The organism is Prevotella sp. P6B1 (assembly GCF_000702825.1).
Taxonomy (GTDB): domain Bacteria; phylum Bacteroidota; class Bacteroidia; order Bacteroidales; family Bacteroidaceae; genus Prevotella.
In genome coordinates, this window is sequence record NZ_JNKF01000012.1 from 364205 (window position 1) to 382210 (window position 18006).

Here is an 18006-nt window from a genome sequence, read left to right on the forward strand (position 1 = left end):
GAAAATATATGAAAACATTCAAATATATAACCATGAGTCTGCTCACAGCAGGTGCCGTTCTGACCTCAAGCTGTGGCGATGACTTTCTGGAGGTGACCAACCCAAATGGTGATTTCCTTGAGGACTATTATAAGACAGATGCCCACCTGCAGGAGGCACTGATAGCAGCCTACGACCCTATTCACTGGCCTGACTGGGGACTGGGACAGTATAACGCCCTGAACATTGACGCTGAGATTATGGGCGACAACTTCTGGGTTGGTGGAGAGACCAAGAACGACATGCAGAACTGGCATATGCTCTCTAACTTCGAAGGCAACGAGAACAATACGCTCTCTTCACTTTGGACTGTTGACTACTCTGGTATCAAACGCTGCAACGACCTGCTGCACTACCTGGACTGGGCCGACGAGAGTGTGACCGAATCAGCTAAGAAGAGCTATGAGATGCAGGCTCGTGCCATGCGTGTATTCTACTATAACATGTTGTGGCACTACTTCGGAAACATTCCTTTCTACTTGGTAAACCTGAGCGCTCCATACACTGCCCCACAGCTGAAGGCTGACGAAGTTTATGCTGAACTAATCCAGGAACTGGAGGAAGTCATCAACTCAAAGGTACTCCCCCTACGCTGGGACAACGCCAATGCCGGACGTGCCTCACAGGCATTCTGCTACATGATGTATGCAGAGATGGTGATGTACCAGAAGGATAACAGCCGTTACAGCAAAGCCCTCGAGTACATGGATGAGATTATCAAGTCAACAGACTATGAGCTCAATCCCAACTTCGCCAACATCTGGTATGTAGAAGGCGAGTGGACCAAGGAATCTATCTGGGAGATCAACTACGAGGATGGCGGTAATGAACGTGGCTGGAGCAGTCCTCTGGCAGTAGGTGGCACCGTACTTCCTACCCTGATTTCACCTAACAACTTTGTTGCTACAGGCGAACCCGATTGGGATAATATGAGTGGCGATGGATGGGGATTCCTCCCTGCACGCATAGAGGCTTACGATAAGTTTACTGCCGATGATGTTCGTCGTGATGCAACCATTCTCGACTTCCGTGCCCTCAACGGCAAGGACGAGGCTGAGTCGTACCACCGCCGTTATCAGGATACCGGTCTCTGGTTGAAGAAGTACAGCAAAGTGACAGGAACATGTGCAGGTGCATCGTTCGACAATAACCTGAACTTCAACAACAACTACCGCTACTATCGCTACAGCGAGGCACTGCTCAATGCTGCTGAGCTTATTCTGCAGACAGGAGGCAATGCTGCTACTGCTACACAGTATGTCAACCAGGTACGTTCACGTGCAGGTATAAGCACACTGGCCAGCGTCACTATCGACGACATTCTCAACGAGCGCGACCTCGAGTTCATGGGTGAGGGTAAGCGTTACTGGGATCTGGTTCGCTCTGGCAAGGCTGCCACCGTATTGGTTCCAGACCAGTATAACTATCGTACCAACTCTTGGACTGAGAAGAAGAAGTACATCCCCATTGCACAGGGTGAGCTCGACTCTGATCCAGCACTCGTGCAGAATGACTATAAGTAATAGATAACTGATAATAAGTAAAAACAGAAATTATGAAAAATATAGCAAAATACATGGCTGGTGTTCTGCTGATGGGCCTGACGATGACATCGTGCTCACCGGAGAGTTTCGATGGTGCCAACGGCAGTCTGCCTTCCATCAACGACTACGCTGACAACTTCAACGTAACAGTAGACCAGGCAACCAATATCGCCACTTTCACATTCACAGGTGCCCAGGGTGTAACACCTTATTGGGTTGTAGATGGCGACACTGAAAACGCAACTCGTTCGGGTGCCTTCAGCTTCACTAAATACTGGCGTAAGAAAGGTGACCATAAGGTAGAGTGCCGCGTACTGGGCAAGAATGGCATGAGCGATGGTGCAATCACCAAAACTTTCACCATCGAGAAGACCAAGATGAACGGTTTCGGTGGATTTGATACTGAGAACAACAACATCCTGAAAGATGCTAATCTTAGTGATTTCTCAACATGGTTTGCAAATTCCGGTTGGGCCCCCTACGATGTACAGCCCTCACCCAAATACAACAATGGTGAGATTTCTATCCACTGGAATGAAGTAGGTCCAGACCGCTGGCAGGGTCAGTTTGCCCTGAACAACATGGGTATCACCCTGTCGAAAGACAAGAAGTACGACTTCTCATGCATCATCACCTCAACCAAGACACATGGTGGCTTCAAGATCAAGATCTGTCAGCAGGACAACGATGACAACCTCCTGATGGACAAAGACTTCAAGATCAGCGAGGCTGGCGAGCCCAAGTGCTTCTATGCCACAGAGCTGGATGGTATTGATGCCAGCAACGCCAAGATCGTGTTCGACTTTGGTGGTGGCCAGCCCGACACAGAATTTCTTATCGAGAATCTGGTAATCGTTGACCATGAGCTGAATGAAATTGAGGCTCCACAGGAACTGGCTGCAGAGTTCAACTACAACGATCCTAAAAACCTGTGGAAACAGATTGATGACGAACAGGCCTTCGAAGAAGGTTGCTGGTATGGAGATGCCGGTTGGGGCGACATGGGCTTCACACCTGCTGACCTGAAGTCGGTTCACCAGGGCGCCAAGCACACCATCACCATCCCTGCAACAACGGTCAATGAGCAGTGGCACGCCCAGTACTCACTGAATCTGACCAAGGGCATCGAATTACCATTTGAAGGTACCGACAAGATTGATTTCTCTTGTCACATCACCACATCAGCCAAGTTGCCTGGTGCCACATTCAAGTTAACACAGGCAGACGATGACAACAACTTCTTCTTTGCCGATCGTATAGAAATCAAGAAAGGCGAATGGGTGGTTCGTTATGAGAATGTACCTTTGAAAAAGGAACAAGCTGCTGCAAACATCAAGTTTGTCTTCGACTTTGCTGGTGCTGAGGAAGGCACAGAGATTACAATCAGTAACATCACTATCTTCAAGAAATAATTAGATGTTTTAAATTGGAGGTTGTATCTATTGTAACAACTTAGATACAACCTCCTTTATACCTTTATAAAAATAAGAAAAAAGATGAAGAATATGATAGCCATGAGCATCTTGTCGTGTGTATTAACCCTTTGTTCATGCGGCGGCAGCGAGAATGGGCCTGAAGTAGTAAAGCCATCAGAGGTTTCATGTACACCAACATCCATTGAGGCACCCGCAGTCGGTGGTACATTTACAGTGAATGTAACAGCCAGTGGAGAATGGACTGCATATACCGAAAACAACGATTGGGTAAAAGTATCTACCATGGGGTCGGCTTCTACAAAAGGAACAGCCACAATCACAGTAGCTGCCAATAAAGGCACCGCACGACAGGCCGTTGTAAACATCAAAAGTGGCACGGCGCGGCAGGCTGTCAGCATTAGTCAACAAGCACCATTACAGGTTTCAAAAAGTGAAATCCGCATGTCTTCAAGAGGTGAAAGCATCACTGTTAATGTAGATTGCCCCACCGAATGGACGGCTATAGCCAGTGACAATTGGATTACAACCACTAAGAACGGTAACCAACTGACTATTACCGCTGCCAAAAACGAATCAAAACAGTCACGTCAAGGCAAAGTAACCGTAAAAAATGACAACGAACAAGCGGAAATCAGAGTTATACAGAATTCGGCAGAAGACGCCGATATCAACACGCCTGAAGGCTACACTTTAGTATGGCACGACGAGTTTAACGAGGGGGATCAGCTCAATAGCGCTAACTGGGAATGGGAGAATCAGAATGCAGGTTGGGTAAATAACGAGCTGCAATACTATCGCCCAGGCACCAGCACCATCAGTGGTAAACATACAACCGAGTTAGCTGACGGATTCCTTAACATCAATTGTTTTAAGGGTGAAGATGGCAAAGTATATTCTGGTCGTATCAATGCCAAGAACGGCGGCCAAGGTTGGAAGTATGGTTATATAGAAGCCCGCATGATGCTTCCTCAAGGCAAAGGCACTTGGCCTGCCTTCTGGATGATGCCTATCAGTGTAGATTGGACAAATGAGGGATGGCCTAAGTGCGGCGAGATTGACATCATGGAGGAAGTAGGATGCGTGCCCAACGAGGTGTCATCGAGCTTGCACGCTGAGGGACACTACCATGCCAACAACACCCAGATCACAAAAGCACGCAACATCGGCACTGCCGAGACTGAGTTCCACACCTATGCCATCGAGTGGACAGCCGACTACATCAAAACCTATGTCGATGGTGCCCTCCTGCTCTCGTACGCCAGCGACCACACTATACGCAATTACCCATACGACAAGCCCTTCCACATTATTCTAAATCTGGCATGGGGTGGCTCTTGGGGCGCCATGAACGGTGTTGACGAAAGCGCTCTGCCCCTTACCATGAAGGTTGACTATGTACGCGTATTCCAAAAACAATAAGAGAGGCATCCAGTAATAAGAAAACATCATTATTATAGCATCACTATGAAAAAAGCAATCGTTTATCTGGCCGTGTTGTTATGCGCAGCCTGTACCACGAGAGGTGGAGATAAAGACGCAAACGGTTTTGTAACCATTCAGGGCCATGACCTGATCAAACCAAACGGCGAGAAACTGCTGATACAAGGAACGAATCTCGGCAACTGGCTGAATCCTGAGGGATATATGTTCGGTTTCGGACGTACTAACTCGCCATGGATGATCGACCTGATGATGAAAGAAGCCGTAGGACCTGATTTTACGGCTGAGTTCTGGCAACAATTCAAAGACAACTATGTGACCAAGGACGATATCGACTTCATTGCCAAGCAAGGGGCAAACACCATCCGTCTGCCTTTCAACTACAAGCTCTTTACCGATGAAGACTATATGGGACAGACTGGACAAAAGGACGGCTACCAACGCATCGACTCTGTAGTGAACTGGTGCAAAGCCAACAACCTTTATCTGATACTTGATATGCACGACTGTCCAGGTGGACAGACGGGCGACAACATCGACGACGGACACGGATACCCATGGTTGTTTGAAAGTGAAAAGAGCCAAGAACTGTTCTGTAAGATATGGCAGCAGATAGCATACCGGTACAGCAAGGAGACCACCATCTTAGGCTACGAACTGATGAACGAGCCCATTGCTCACTATTTCACCAATCGCGATTCACTCTATACCCTGCTGCAACCTCTTTACAAAAAGGCGGTACAGGCTATCCGACAGGTAGACAAAAACCATATCATCTTGTTAGGTGGTGCCCATTGGAACAGCTTCTTCTGGATGCTGGATGATGCCAGCTACGACGACAAACTGATGTACACCTGCCACCGCTACGGCGGTCCTGCCACCAAGGAGGCCATCACGCACTACATCAACTTCCGCGACTCCATCAACCGCCCCATGTATATGGGCGAGTTCGGTCACAATACGATGGAGTGGCAACGCGACTTTGTGAGGGTACTGAAGGACAATAATATCGGCTACACCTTCTGGCCATATAAGAAGGTTGATAACTCGTGTATGATGGCCATCAAGCGCCCAGAGGGCTGGGACAGCATCGTGGTAAAATACTCAGAAACATCACGCAACACCTACCAGGAGTGGCGCGAGGCACGCCCCAACCAGGCCCGGTTCCGACAGTTGCTCAAGCAGTTTGCCAAGAACTGCAACATCAGCAACTGCACCCCACAAAAAGAGTATATCGAAAGCATGGGGCTGCAGAAGCAGCCATAAATTGCAATCCTACAAGTCTGTATTGAGCACGATAGCCAACAAGGAGGTTTAATATTTGACAAATCAATGAGTGATGATAATTTATCCACCCATTTTGTCATATATTAAACCTCTAATCTATTTGAACATTTTACTTTTGCACACAATAGAAACCAAGGACAATCATGAAGATGAATAAAAAACTATTGAGCAAATGGATAACCACAGCTCTATTGTTATTTTGCTGTACTATAAACACAGAGGCACGAACTCAAAAAGTACTGGTACTGGCAGAACCGGGTGGACAACATGAGGCATTCACTCAAACTGGGCTGCGTTGGCTGCATCAGCAAGCAGAAGTCATGAACTTCGATATAACGGCACTCGAAGACTGTAAGAAATTAAAGACAGGAGACATTGCGAACTATGACCTAATAATACAACTGAACTATCCTCCTTACACATGGAGTGAGGCCTCTGCCAAAGAGTTTGAGCAAGCAATAGATAATGGCACAGTAGCGTGGGTTGGATTCCATCACGCCTCATTACTTGGAGAGTTTGATGGCAATAGCATGTGGGAGTGGTTCAGCGACTTTCTTGGCGGCATACGCTTCCAAAACTATATCGCAGAGACTGCAGACGGAGAGGTAACGGTAGAGGATCCTGGTCATCCCATAATGAGTGGCGTCAATCCGAGATTCATCATCAAAGAAGACGAATGGTACACATATGATAAAAGTCCACGACAAAATGTACACGTACTAGCAAGTGTTGATGAGAGTACTTACCAGCCCGTCTCAAACGTCACGATGAATGACCATCCCGTTATCTGGACCAATCCAAAGAAGGCGGCACGCAATGTATATTTCCAGATAGGACATAGTGCCTCACTCTTTAAGAACCCCGACTTTGTAAGGATGTTTACCAATGCCATTCTCTGGGGACTGAACCTACCAATGAGGTGTTATGATGAAGCCTCGTTAGAAACATTATTGAAGACGCAGACTATACTGGCAACGAAGCCGATTCTAGGCAGGATGATGTTGGCAGTACCAACGAATACGGGCAAGCGAGCAATTGGTACGGCCGATGACCCGGACTATGCCGTCTATGGAACCTGCAGCAAAACATTAGCCTTGAAGGAGCATAATCTGAAGAAATGGAACAGACTCTCCTTTGATATCCGTTCTGACCTAAATGCCGGTGTGGCCAACGTCAATATAGCCTTGGAGACAAAACAGCCGAGTGATTTAGGCGCACATCTAGTGAATGTGAAGGGAAATGATTGGCAACATGTAGTCTATCAGATAGAAGAGCTGCCTAGGAATCAAGTGACTGGCATACGCATATATACAGACATCAAAGGCAGGAATCTATCGAAACAGGATACCATACATTATGAAATACGGAACCTGCGGCTGGAGCGGGTGAAAGTTCCAGAGAAGGTGAGCGGATGGCAAGTGGCTACTGGGCATATTGCCTATTCCATGTCGGGCTATCTGACAACAGGACGCAAGACAGCCATCGTCAATGGAACAGGCGGCACATTCCGTCTCATCAATGAACTGAATCATCAGGTGGTGTATGAGGGAACAACGATAAAACCTGATACGACACTCGATTGTCCTTTGTCTGTGATAGACTTCAGTAATTTTTGTCAGGAAGGTATCTATAGTCTGGCTATCGGAACCTTACATACGAAACCTTTCCCCATCAGCCAGCATGCGTTGGACGGAACGATGTGGAAAGTATTAAACTTTATCCGTTGTCAACGTTGTGGCGACACTGTTGCTGGTATTCATGGCCGATGTCACATCGATGTTTTCTGCGACCATGAGGGGAAAAGTCATAGCTATGGCGGAGGGTGGCATGACGCTGGTGACCTCTCGCAGCAGACACTACAGACAGGCGATGTGACCTACGCGCTGTTGGAAGCCTACCAAGCATGCAGGCAAAACAGCCCCCAATTAGCAACACTGCTACTCCGCGAGGCCAAACATGGGCTCCATCAAATAGTCGGCACACGGCTTGGCAATGGATGGCGAGCCAGTAGCATCGGCCTATTACATTGGACTGACGGTATTGCAGGTACGGCAGATGATATCCACACCGTGCGCAAACAGCATCTGTCGTTCGACAACTATCTCTACGCAGCCTATGAAGCATTTGCTGCCATCATCATGAACGACAGTCAACTGAAACAGGTGGCCATTGAGGACTTTCGTTATGCAGATGAACAGTTCCAGCGTAAAGGCATTGACACCTTTAATATCATGATGGAACACAACTACAACACTTCGAAAGCCACATGGATGGCGGCAGCATCATGGTCGGCATCGATGCTATACAGACTAACAGGTGAGACAGTATACGCAGAAAAAGCAGCACGTTACATCCAATACACATTGGACTGCCAGGAACAGACAGGCCACTACACAGGTTACTTCTATCGCGACAAAACAAGAAAAGCTATCGTACACTATATCCATCAGTCACGAGAGCAGTTACCCATACAGGCTCTTGTTGCTCTTTGCGAGGATCAGCCCACTCATACCGACTTTGGCCGATGGAAAAAAGCCATAACGCTTTACGGACAATATCTAAAACACACAGCAACGGTGACACAGCCCTATGGAATGGCTCCCAGTGGTATCTACCAAAAAGAAGAATATTCAGACCATGACGGCTTTGACCGTCTGCACCTTTGGGCACCAAAGAATGCTCAACAACGTTTCAACTTCCAGTTGCAAGAAGGCATCAAAGTGGACGACAGTCATTTCATCCGCAGATTTCCCATCTGGTTCAGTATCTTTAATGGCAACGAGGCCATTATACTCTCTACAGGCAAGGCAGCAGCTCTCTGCGGGAAATACCTAAACGACAAAGCCCTATTTGATATTGCCCGTGAGCAACTCTATTGGACAGTGGGCAAGAACCCTTTCTGTCAATCGCTCATCTATGGAGAAGGCCATCGTTATCCCCGACAGGACAGTTTCTCATCAGGCGAATTAGTGGGTGAGATGCCTGTTGGAATACGCTCTATAGGAGATCACGACGTTCCCTATTTCCCAATGACAAATAATGCCTGCTACAAGGAGGTATGGCTGACATCGGCAGGCAAGTGGTTATCTCTTATTGCAGACTTTTTGACCCCATGATACTTTGGTTTAGTATATTACTCAACGTCGTGCTTGTGATAGCCATTGCCAGATTCCATATTAAGAACCGGCAGTTGTTATCCATTGTACCTATGACGGCAGAGGCTGTTAAGGAGATACCTTCCAACACCAAAAAAAAGATTCTACTAATTGGAATGGATGAGGAAACGGAGACAGACCTGAAGGCCAACCTACAGATGGATTATGACCTGATCTTTATAAAAAATGGCCAGCAAGCCATCAGTATGATAGAAGACATTAAAATTGACCTGATCATCTCGGAATATCTGATGCAAGAGATGAGCGGCGACGAACTTTGCCATGCCATCAGGGCAAACACTGGTACATGCACGATACCAGTGGTATTCTTATCATCATTGTCCCACAGCGCCGATATTGTGTATGGACTGGAGGCTGGTGCCAGAGACTATATCACCAAACCTTACGACATCACCATACTGAAGGCAAGAATAGACATAGTACTCAGCGAACATCATGATGGTAACATGCATGCTGATGAGCCGCAGTCTGTAAACAATCTACAGGACCTGGAGTTCCTGCAAAGACTGGACAAAGTCATCAGAGTACATCTATCTAACAGCTATTTGCAGATAAATGACATCTGTAAGGAGATGGGCATGAGCAGGACAGCTATGTTTAACAAGGTTAAGGCAGTGACAGGACATAGTCCAAACGACTATTTGAGAATATATCGACTCAACGAATCGAAGAGACTATTAGAGGCAAAATTGTGGACAATAGCAGAAGTGGCTATCAAAGTGGGATATAATGATCCGAAATATTTTAGTACCTGTTTTAAAAAACAGTTTGGATATTCTCCTAGTAAAATCATCAAATAATCAATAAAATTATTAGCAAAATATGGAAACTTATTTGGGCTTAGACTTGGGTGGAACGAAACTCTTAATAGGAGAAGTTGATAAACAAGGCGTAATTTACAACCACAAGCGTTATGACTCGGGGTATTTCAATCAGCATGTGGCTTTCGACATTATCCGACGTTCTTTGGACGACTACATTGAACAGGTAGGATGGTACAAGGAGAAGCCTGTGGCCATGGGTGTAGGACTAATAGGGCGTGTAGATTATGAGCAGGGCATCTGGCAGCAGATTGATCCAGACCGCACCTACCCGATGCCACTAGCACAGCAGTTGTCTGAGACGTATGGTATTCCCTGCTTCATCGACAACGACGTAAAGAGTGCCACACGGGCAGAGATGATATGGGGATATGGAAAGGTATCTGACAATTTCCTGTATATCAATGTAGGTACTGGTATCGCCGCTGGTATGGTCATCAATGGTCAGCAGATACGTGGTAGTCACTTTAATGCAGGCGAAGTGGGACATGTAAAAGTAGGGGTTCCCGTGGGCGTAAAATGTCCCTGTGGACGTATCGACTGTGTGGAGGCTATTGCCTCTGGTATGGGATTCGACCGTTGTGCACGTCTGCTTCTGGGGCAATATGACACGTCGCTCCATATTCCATCAGTAAATGGTGAGCGGGTTGCCGTGAAAGATATCTTTGAGCTTTACGGACAGGATGATCCATTATGCAAGGTTCTGGTAGATAATGCGGCAGAAGCTTTGGCCAACTTGATTATGAACCTTGTCAGGATGACAGACCCAGACACAGTAGTCTTGGGTGGCGGAGTAGTAGCCGATGGCTTCATGCTGGAGCATATCGAGCATTATCTACATCCTGTTACCATGCGTTTTGTATCGAACGGCGTTGTACTAACCCAACTCGATCCGCAGTTCGTTGGATTGTTAGGTGCAGCGGCTATTTCCATGAATTCAAAATAACTCCGACTATATGTTTAAACTTAGCATTGTTGGTAATGAGGCTGCATTCGATTACACAGCCTCATTGCGTATTATTAATCAGATTATTGAAAAGCCTGAAAGTGTCATCGGACTTTCAACAGGCAGGACAACTGGCAATATGCACCGCTTGGTCGTAGAAGCGTATCGCAGAAAACCGTTCGACGTCAGTCGAGTAACCTTCTTCGGTCTTGACGAAGTGATGAATGTGCCACACACCTATGCCGGTGCCTGTTATACCATGCTCAAAACTGAGATAGTGGATGGTTTGGGTATTGACGATGCTCATTTCCTGATGCTACCCACAGAGAGTCATGACTGGGATGCTGATTGTCAGACTTTTGTCAGTCAACTGGAGCAACGTGGTGGCATCGACCTTTTGGTGCTTGGACTGGGAGAAAACGGCCATTTGGGCTTTAACCAGCCTGGTACGCCTTTCGATAGTGTTGCATGGACGACTCTGATGAATAAGGAACTTGAGGCACGCATCAGACAAGAAACACAAACTCCTACTAACAAAACATTAGGTGGAGTGACATTAGGTATCAGGGATATTATGCACGCCCGTAGAATTGTACTTGTAGCTAAAGGCATCAACAAGGCAGAGATAGCACACCAGATGTTATATGGTCCTGTCACGACAGACGTTCCCGCCTCTATTTTGCAGCTTCATCCTAATTGTGAGTTCCTTTTGGATGATGCTGCCGCAAAATATGTAAAACCATTATACTGAATAATATGACATCCAAGAATCAATCACAGGCCAACTATCTGGGGCCTTTTCTGACCATGGTCTTTCTATTCTTGATTGTAGGATTCCTGACCACCGCCAATGGACAGTTCCAAGGGCCGCTCAAAGCTGCGCTCCTTTCTGAAACTGGGAATCTGAAGAATACTTTAGCCACACTCATCACGTTCTCGTGGTTCCTAGCCTATCCTGTATGTGGCAGTCTGGGCTCAAAATGGATTGTCAACTACGGCTATAAGGGTACGCTTATCCGCGGACTGTTGGTGATGATTACTGGTCTTCTGCTATTTTTCCTCTCTGCAAAGCTTTCCATGTTTTTCGTCTTCCTGTTAGGATCGTTTGTTGCAGGTGCGTCGGCAACTATACTCCAAGTGGTAATCAACCCCTACCTCACCGCCTGCAGTGTGAAAGGAACCCAGGCCGTACAACGCCTGGCAATCGGTGGAACAGCCAACTCCGTAGGAACAACGACAGCTCCTTATTTCGTGTCGGGCATCGTATTTGGCGGACTAGCATTGGAGGATATTCAAGCTTGCCAACTAATGATACCATTCCTGATGCTGGCAGCTATAGTCCTCCTTATCGTCATAGTGCTACTCCATCTATCACTACCCGACATTGAAGAAACCCATAACAAGGTCGGTGATAAACTAGAAAAGAGCGTATGGTCGTTCCCTCATCTGGTATACGGAGTCGTTTCAATTTTCTTCTATGTAGGTTGTGAGGTGTGTATTGGCACTAACATCAATCTCTATGTTACTGAGGATTTTGGAATGCAGATATCAACTGTGACACTGATGGCAACACTCTACTGGGGCGGTCTGTTGGTGGGGCGTCTGTTTGGCAGTACACTCTGTTCGATACATCCGCGTACACAATTAACTTTCGCTACTATGATGGCAAGCTTACTAGTAGTATTCGCGATGATTATCAACAACCCCTGGATATTGGTGACCGTAGGCCTGTTTCATAGCATCATGTGGGGCGCCATATTTACTTTGTCTGTAGCCCAGTTAGGAAAATACACGTCAGCAGCCTCTGGTGTATTCATGATCGGTGTAGTGGGTGGTGCCATTCTACCACTCATACAAGGTTTTTTAGCAGACTGGATGGGAAACTGGCGCTGGTCGTGGAGCATTGTCCTTTTTGGAGAGTTAGTCATGCTACTCTATGCACGAGTAGGTTCGCGCGTCCATCAGACTGCAGAATAAATATTTCAACCATTTACCAAAGGCAGAAAGATTAATCTTCGAGGTTTGTAAAATGACATTTATCGTCTAAATGAACTTTTTTAGATGATAAATGTTATTTTTTAAACCTTTTTTTTGTGGATAATCGTCAATTTTGCAACCGCAACAATTATAAATACCGAAAACTTATTAACGCTAATGTTATTATTAATTCTTTAAATTACTGATGGGAAAGTTATGCAAACTAAGTCTCCTCTTGTTGGCTTTGACGCTACGAGGAGTGTGCCTCGCACAAAACATTATCAACGTGCGAGGTTGTGTTACTGACGAGCAGAACGAACCGATTATCGGAGCCACTGTGCAAATCAAAGACAAATCGAAAGGTACAGTAACCGATGTCGGCGGCAATTACCTCTTGCCAGGAGTTACTAAAGGTACGACCCTGGTATTCTCGTATGTAGGCTGCAAGTCTGTGGAAATGGAGGCAACATCGAGTCCAATGAATGTTGTCTTAGTAGCAAACAATGAGATGCTGAACGAGCTGGTTGTCATCGGCTATGGTCAGCAGCGCAAGGTCACTCTAACAGGTTCTGTATCTAATGTAAGCGGAAAGGAACTTCTGAAGTCGCCAGCAGCCTCTCTTGGAAATGCTCTCACAGGTAAACTTCCTGGTCTGCAGTCGGTGCAGTACACTGGTGTGCCTGGCGGTGACGACCCAGTCATTCGCATCCGTGGCATTGGTTCTTTCAATAGTGCAGAGCCTCTTGTGCTGGTCGATGGCGTAGAGCGCGAATTCAGCCAGATAGATCCCAACGAGGTACAAGACATTTCTATTCTCAAAGATGCTTCTGCCACAGCCGTTTTCGGTGTGCGCGGGGCCAATGGTGTTATTCTCGTCACGACCCGTCGTGGTGAAATTGGCAAACCCACCATCACTTTGACGGCCTCAGCTGGACTGCAACAGATTTCCAGATTCCTTGAACCTGCAAACTCCTATGAGTACGCGACAGCATACAATCATGCACAGGAAGTGGAAGGAGTGGCCGAAGATGGTTGGAAATTCTCGAAAGAGGCCATCCTGCACTGGAAAGCTATGGATATGTCTACAGTCTATCCAAGCACCAACTGGTTTAAATACCTAATGAACAATCATGCCTGGCAAGAGCAATACAATATTAACGTATCAGGCGGTACAGAGCGTGCCCGTTATTTCGTTTCTGCTGGTATGCTCAATCAAAACGGGCTATTCAAGACTTTCAACCAAGGAGAAGACGCAAACTTCAAATACCGCCGTTATAACTTTCGTGCCAATCTGGATGTCGACCTATCCAAACTGAGCACTATCTCGATTGGTATCGGCGGACGTGTTGGCCGTCGTAACTCCATCGGTAATGGTGAGTATAATGGTCAGTCGGGCGTCTTTGGCGTTGAAGGTCTTCTCAACAATGGTACACCTATGTCAGGCTACGGTCTTGATAACAACGGACGTCGTATTGTCAGCGATCCCGATTTGGTTAGCTCTGTAGGATCTGACGGACTCGGTCTTATCTACGAGCATGGTTTTACAACTCAACGACAGAGTGTAGTGAATCTCGACTTGCAATACAAACTCAAGCTCGACTTTATTACCCAAGGTCTTGATTTCCGCATCAAGGGTTCCTACAACTCTGACTATACGCAACAAAAGGCACGTACCACAGGAGGCGGTATTAACTACAAGGCGACCATTGCTAAGGGCGAATTCAACGAAGATGGTTCTCCAAAGATTGTTTATGTCCGTCAGGGCGACTCGTGGCCTCTCGGCTATAGTGAGTCAAAATGGGGTGGAAGAAACTGGTATGCAGAGGCAAGCCTCAACTATGCCCGCAAGTTTGGAGAGCATAATTTTGGTGGACTCATCCTCTATAATGAATCAAAAAACTACTATCCTGGGGGTGTGTATAATTCTATCCCTCGTGGCTATGTTGGAATGGTTGGACGTATCACTTACGACTACCAAACCAAGTATATGATAGATCTTAACATGGGTTACAATGGATCAGAGAACTTTGCCAGAGGAAAGCGCTTTGGTCTATTCCCATCCGCCTCTCTTGGCTGGATAGCCTCTTCCGAGAAATTCTGGGAACCCTTCCGCAGTATTGTATCTTATTTCAAGATTCGTGGCTCTATCGGAAAAGTAGGTAATGACCAAGGCATTGGCCGTTTTCTTTACCTACCTGGCACATGGCAGTTCTATACAAATAATGGCGGCGCGTGGTGGACCAACGACCGAACAGGAAACTTTGGTATCAACAACCCTTCATTCATGTCAGGTGCACGTGAGTCTACCAATGGTAATCCCGATGTTACTTGGGAAACAGCCACTAAACAGAACTATGGCTTCGATATACATTTCTTTGGAGACCGTTTGAGTTTTGGATTAGACTTCTTCTGGGAAGACCGTAAGAACATTCTCGTCTCCAACGAGACAACTATTGCCGGAATTTCCGCACTCAAGCCAAGTTCTATTAATTTCGGTCGCGTCAAGAACCATGGTTACGAGATGACCATTCGCTGGGCCGACAAGATAGGTGAAGTAAGTTATTCTATCGCTCCAACCTTTGCCTTCGCCCGCAACAAGATTGTGGAAATGGCAGAAGTAAAGAAGGAATTCCCACATATGTACCAGACAGGCCAGCCTGTAGGCCAGCCTTTCGGCTATGAATTCTTCGAGTTTTATGTACCTGGCCAAACCGAACAACACTACAAGGACAAATATGGTGCCGACATGCCAGACCAACAAATCACACTTCGTCCAGGCGACAGTGTATTCGTAGATCTTACGGGCGATGGCAAAGTGGATGCCAACGATGTACATGCCATCGGCTATAGCGATATTCCTGAGTACACAGGTAGCGTGAATGCTACAATCAACTGGAAAGGTCTTGACTTTTCTATGACCTGGGTAGGTGCCACTCACGTCAACCGCCAACTCAGTTCATTCTATACACCCGCCTTTGGTACCGGCAACCAGTCGATGCTTAACAAATGGGTCTACGACAATTCCTGGACCGAGAACAATCCAGATGCTATTCTTCCACGTATATCTCTTGAGAAATCGGCACGTGAGCATAATGGCGCCCTTTCGTCGCCATGGATGGTCGATGCATCGTATATTCGTTTGAAAAACATGGAGATTGGATATTCGTTCCACATACCCGGTGTTCCCATCAACAGCATCCGCATCTATGCTAACGGCTACAACCTTCTTACGTTTACCAGTTTCAAAGCCAATGACCCAGAGGCACAGGCTGGTTATGGCAGCACACGTTATCCCATGACCCGTGTCTATAACTTCGGTATCAACTTTAATTTCTAACATTCAAGACAATGAATCATATCAAAAAACTCGGAATAAAAACTGTTGCCATGTTTTGTGCAGCAGCCACATTAACCATGGGGGCGCTAAGTTCCTGTGTCGATGATATAAACGTCGGCAATGGATTCCTTGATAAACAGCCAGGTGTCGATGTGACTTTAGACTCCATCTTTGTCAAGGGAGAGAGTGCCAAACGATTCCTTTGGCACATGTACGGTGCCATGCACAACCCCTTTACCTATACAGGTGCAGTCTGGTATTCCCACCCCGATGCCCTTACGGACATCTGTCAGTCATACTGCGGATGGCACAATTTGGGCAAGTACTATGGTGGTGACCTCACAGAAACCGACCAAGACAACGGCGGTTTTGTCAAGTTTCCTTTCATCGCCAATGGAGACGGCAACAGCCGTGCAGGTATCTGGCGTACAATCCGTGAAGGTTGGACATTCATTGAGAACATCGATCGTGTTCCCGATTTGAATGAATCAGAGAAAAGCCAACTCCGTGGTGAAGTATATATCATCATGGCATCACGCTACTATGATGCTTTTCGTAACTTCGGCGGTCTGCCTAAAGTTGACCACTCACTCCAGGCTGCTGATATTGTAGATGGCAAACGAATGAGCGTCATGGAAACCGCAGAATTCATCGACGAACTTCTTCAGGCCGCTATTAATGAGCCTGGACTTCCTTTCTATGTACAAGACCAGGCTTCCAACTCCGGACGACTTAGCAAAGGCTCAGCCTATGGCCTGCGAGTGAAACTATGGAATTTCGTGGCATCACCTTTATTCAATAGTGATCAGCCATATTTACAATTCACGCGCAACGAGGAGAATCAAGACCTGAACCAGATATGGACAGGCGGTTACCAAGTAGAATTATGGCAGAAGGCCCTAAAGACCTGTGAGGACTTCTTTCAGGCAAACAACGCCAACGGCAACTACTTCGCCCTTGTACAGCCCGAAGGTAATAGCGAACAAGACTACTGCAATGCTTACCGTGCCGCCTACTGGTTCCGCGGCAACAGCGAAAAGGTAATTGAAGTTCATGCCGGCTCAGGCACAAACGCATGGAATGGCGACTGGAACGTTGAAGGCATGGATGAGTTCGGTATGGCACTCTTCACTCTTGAATATATGGAGATGTTTGGTATGGCAGACGGGCGCAACTTCCCCTACGACAACATATTCAATACCAACAATCCCAATAACGTTGACATCTTTGCCAACCGAGATCCACGACTCTACGAGACAATGGTTGTAAATCGCAACAATCTTGTTGAGCAATATAACGGCCTCTCAAGTACCGAGATATGGCAAGGAGGTAATGTAGATCAGAATTTCAACCCGCAGGTCACCGATAACCCATGGTCAACCCGCATGAAACTATTCAAATATCTACGTGATAACGGCTATGCTGCATACTATCCTACCAACTATGCCTATTTGCGTATGGCAGACATACACCTTTGCTATGCAGAAGCACTTGCACAGACAGGTAACCTGCAGAAAGCTTGCGATGAAATGAATAAGGTTCGCGCTCGTGTGGGACTTGGAAAAGTAGAGGTGATGAACCCTGAGTTGAACCTCACCACCAACAAAGACAACTTCATAGAACAACTACTCAAGGAGCGCGCCTGTGAATTCGGTTATGAAGACTCTCGTTGGTATGACCTCATACGCTATAAAAGGTCGGATATCTTCAAGAAACAAGTACATCAATTGCGCGTATGGCGCAAAGATGCCAATGGCAACAAGATGGATCCCGCCGACTACAATGGAGATACAAGCCTCCAGCCCGGTGAACCTTGGCCTAACTGCATCTACGAGAAGATACCTTGTACCAATAATATCCGCATATGGTGGAATACAGATAATCAAACCAGCAAGTGGAACGATAAATGGTATCTTTCGCCTATATCACGCGATGAGATCAACAAAGGCTATGGCCTGAACCAAAACCCAGGTTGGTAATTCAAATTAAACATTTAAATAAGA

Annotated in this window: 11 protein-coding genes; all 11 read left to right on the plus strand. The window is 46.6% G+C overall.

Features of this window, described 5'->3' with window-relative positions; genetic code table 11:
• Positions 1-8 precede the first annotated feature (8 nt).
• The 11 genes from T495_RS0108415 (at position 9) to T495_RS0108465 (ending at position 17982) form a co-directional block, all read left to right on the plus strand.
• Positions 9-1562: a RagB/SusD family nutrient uptake outer membrane protein gene (locus T495_RS0108415; RefSeq protein WP_028902067.1), complete on the plus strand. Its 1554-nt coding sequence runs from the start codon at positions 9-11 to the stop codon at positions 1560-1562.
• A gap of 32 nt (positions 1563-1594) precedes the next feature.
• Complete coding sequence (locus tag T495_RS0108420) at positions 1595-2995, plus strand: hypothetical protein (RefSeq protein ID WP_155993542.1); 1401 nt, start codon at positions 1595-1597, stop codon at positions 2993-2995.
• A gap of 84 nt (positions 2996-3079) precedes the next feature.
• Entirely contained in the window at positions 3080-4438 is a 1359-nt protein-coding gene (locus T495_RS0108425; RefSeq protein WP_028902065.1) for a family 16 glycosylhydrolase, read from the plus strand.
• A gap of 45 nt (positions 4439-4483) precedes the next feature.
• Positions 4484-5725, plus strand: a complete 1242-nt coding sequence (locus T495_RS0108430) for a glycoside hydrolase family 5 protein (RefSeq protein WP_033148314.1) — start codon at positions 4484-4486, stop codon at positions 5723-5725.
• A 170-nt stretch (positions 5726-5895) separates the two neighbouring features.
• Positions 5896-8862, plus strand: a complete 2967-nt coding sequence (locus T495_RS0108435; protein WP_231495074.1) for a ThuA domain-containing protein — start codon at positions 5896-5898, stop codon at positions 8860-8862.
• On the plus strand, positions 8859-9722 hold the full coding sequence (locus T495_RS0108440) for a DNA-binding response regulator (protein ID WP_033148315.1): 864 nt from the start codon (positions 8859-8861) through the stop codon (positions 9720-9722). Before T495_RS0108435 ends, T495_RS0108440 begins: the two co-directional genes overlap by 4 nt.
• A 22-nt stretch (positions 9723-9744) precedes the next feature.
• Entirely contained in the window at positions 9745-10689 is a 945-nt protein-coding gene (locus T495_RS0108445) for an ROK family protein (RefSeq protein WP_033148316.1), read from the plus strand.
• 10 nt (positions 10690-10699) lie between these two features.
• Positions 10700-11440, plus strand: coding sequence for a 6-phosphogluconolactonase (locus T495_RS0108450; protein ID WP_033148317.1), 741 nt, complete (start codon positions 10700-10702; stop codon positions 11438-11440).
• A 5-nt stretch (positions 11441-11445) separates the two neighbouring features.
• The gene (locus T495_RS0108455) at positions 11446-12666 is read left to right on the plus strand and encodes an MFS transporter (protein ID WP_033148318.1); all 1221 of its coding nucleotides are present in this window, start codon (positions 11446-11448) and stop codon (positions 12664-12666) included.
• Positions 12667-12871: 205 nt separating this feature from the next.
• Positions 12872-16003: a TonB-dependent receptor gene (locus tag T495_RS0108460; RefSeq protein WP_033148319.1), complete on the plus strand. Its 3132-nt coding sequence runs from the start codon at positions 12872-12874 to the stop codon at positions 16001-16003.
• Between the two features lie 11 nt (positions 16004-16014).
• Positions 16015-17982 carry a RagB/SusD family nutrient uptake outer membrane protein gene (locus T495_RS0108465; protein ID WP_033148320.1) on the plus strand — a complete coding sequence of 656 codons (1968 nt, stop codon included), beginning with the start codon at positions 16015-16017 and terminating at the stop codon, positions 17980-17982.
• The last annotated feature ends 24 nt before the right edge of the window (positions 17983-18006 follow it).

Coding starts and splice junctions, on each gene's coding strand:
- T495_RS0108415 (WP_028902067.1), top strand. CDS start 9: ATGAAAACATTCAAATATATAACCATGAGTCTGCTCACAGCAGGTGCC.
- T495_RS0108420 (WP_155993542.1), top strand. CDS start 1,595: ATGAAAAATATAGCAAAATACATGGCTGGTGTTCTGCTGATGGGCCTG.
- T495_RS0108425 (WP_028902065.1), top strand. CDS start 3,080: ATGAAGAATATGATAGCCATGAGCATCTTGTCGTGTGTATTAACCCTT.
- T495_RS0108430 (WP_033148314.1), top strand. CDS start 4,484: ATGAAAAAAGCAATCGTTTATCTGGCCGTGTTGTTATGCGCAGCCTGT.
- T495_RS0108435 (WP_231495074.1), top strand. CDS start 5,896: ATGAATAAAAAACTATTGAGCAAATGGATAACCACAGCTCTATTGTTA.
- T495_RS0108440 (WP_033148315.1), top strand. CDS start 8,859: ATGATACTTTGGTTTAGTATATTACTCAACGTCGTGCTTGTGATAGCC.
- T495_RS0108445 (WP_033148316.1), top strand. CDS start 9,745: ATGGAAACTTATTTGGGCTTAGACTTGGGTGGAACGAAACTCTTAATA.
- T495_RS0108450 (WP_033148317.1), top strand. CDS start 10,700: ATGTTTAAACTTAGCATTGTTGGTAATGAGGCTGCATTCGATTACACA.
- T495_RS0108455 (WP_033148318.1), top strand. CDS start 11,446: ATGACATCCAAGAATCAATCACAGGCCAACTATCTGGGGCCTTTTCTG.
- T495_RS0108460 (WP_033148319.1), top strand. CDS start 12,872: ATGGGAAAGTTATGCAAACTAAGTCTCCTCTTGTTGGCTTTGACGCTA.
- T495_RS0108465 (WP_033148320.1), top strand. CDS start 16,015: ATGAATCATATCAAAAAACTCGGAATAAAAACTGTTGCCATGTTTTGT.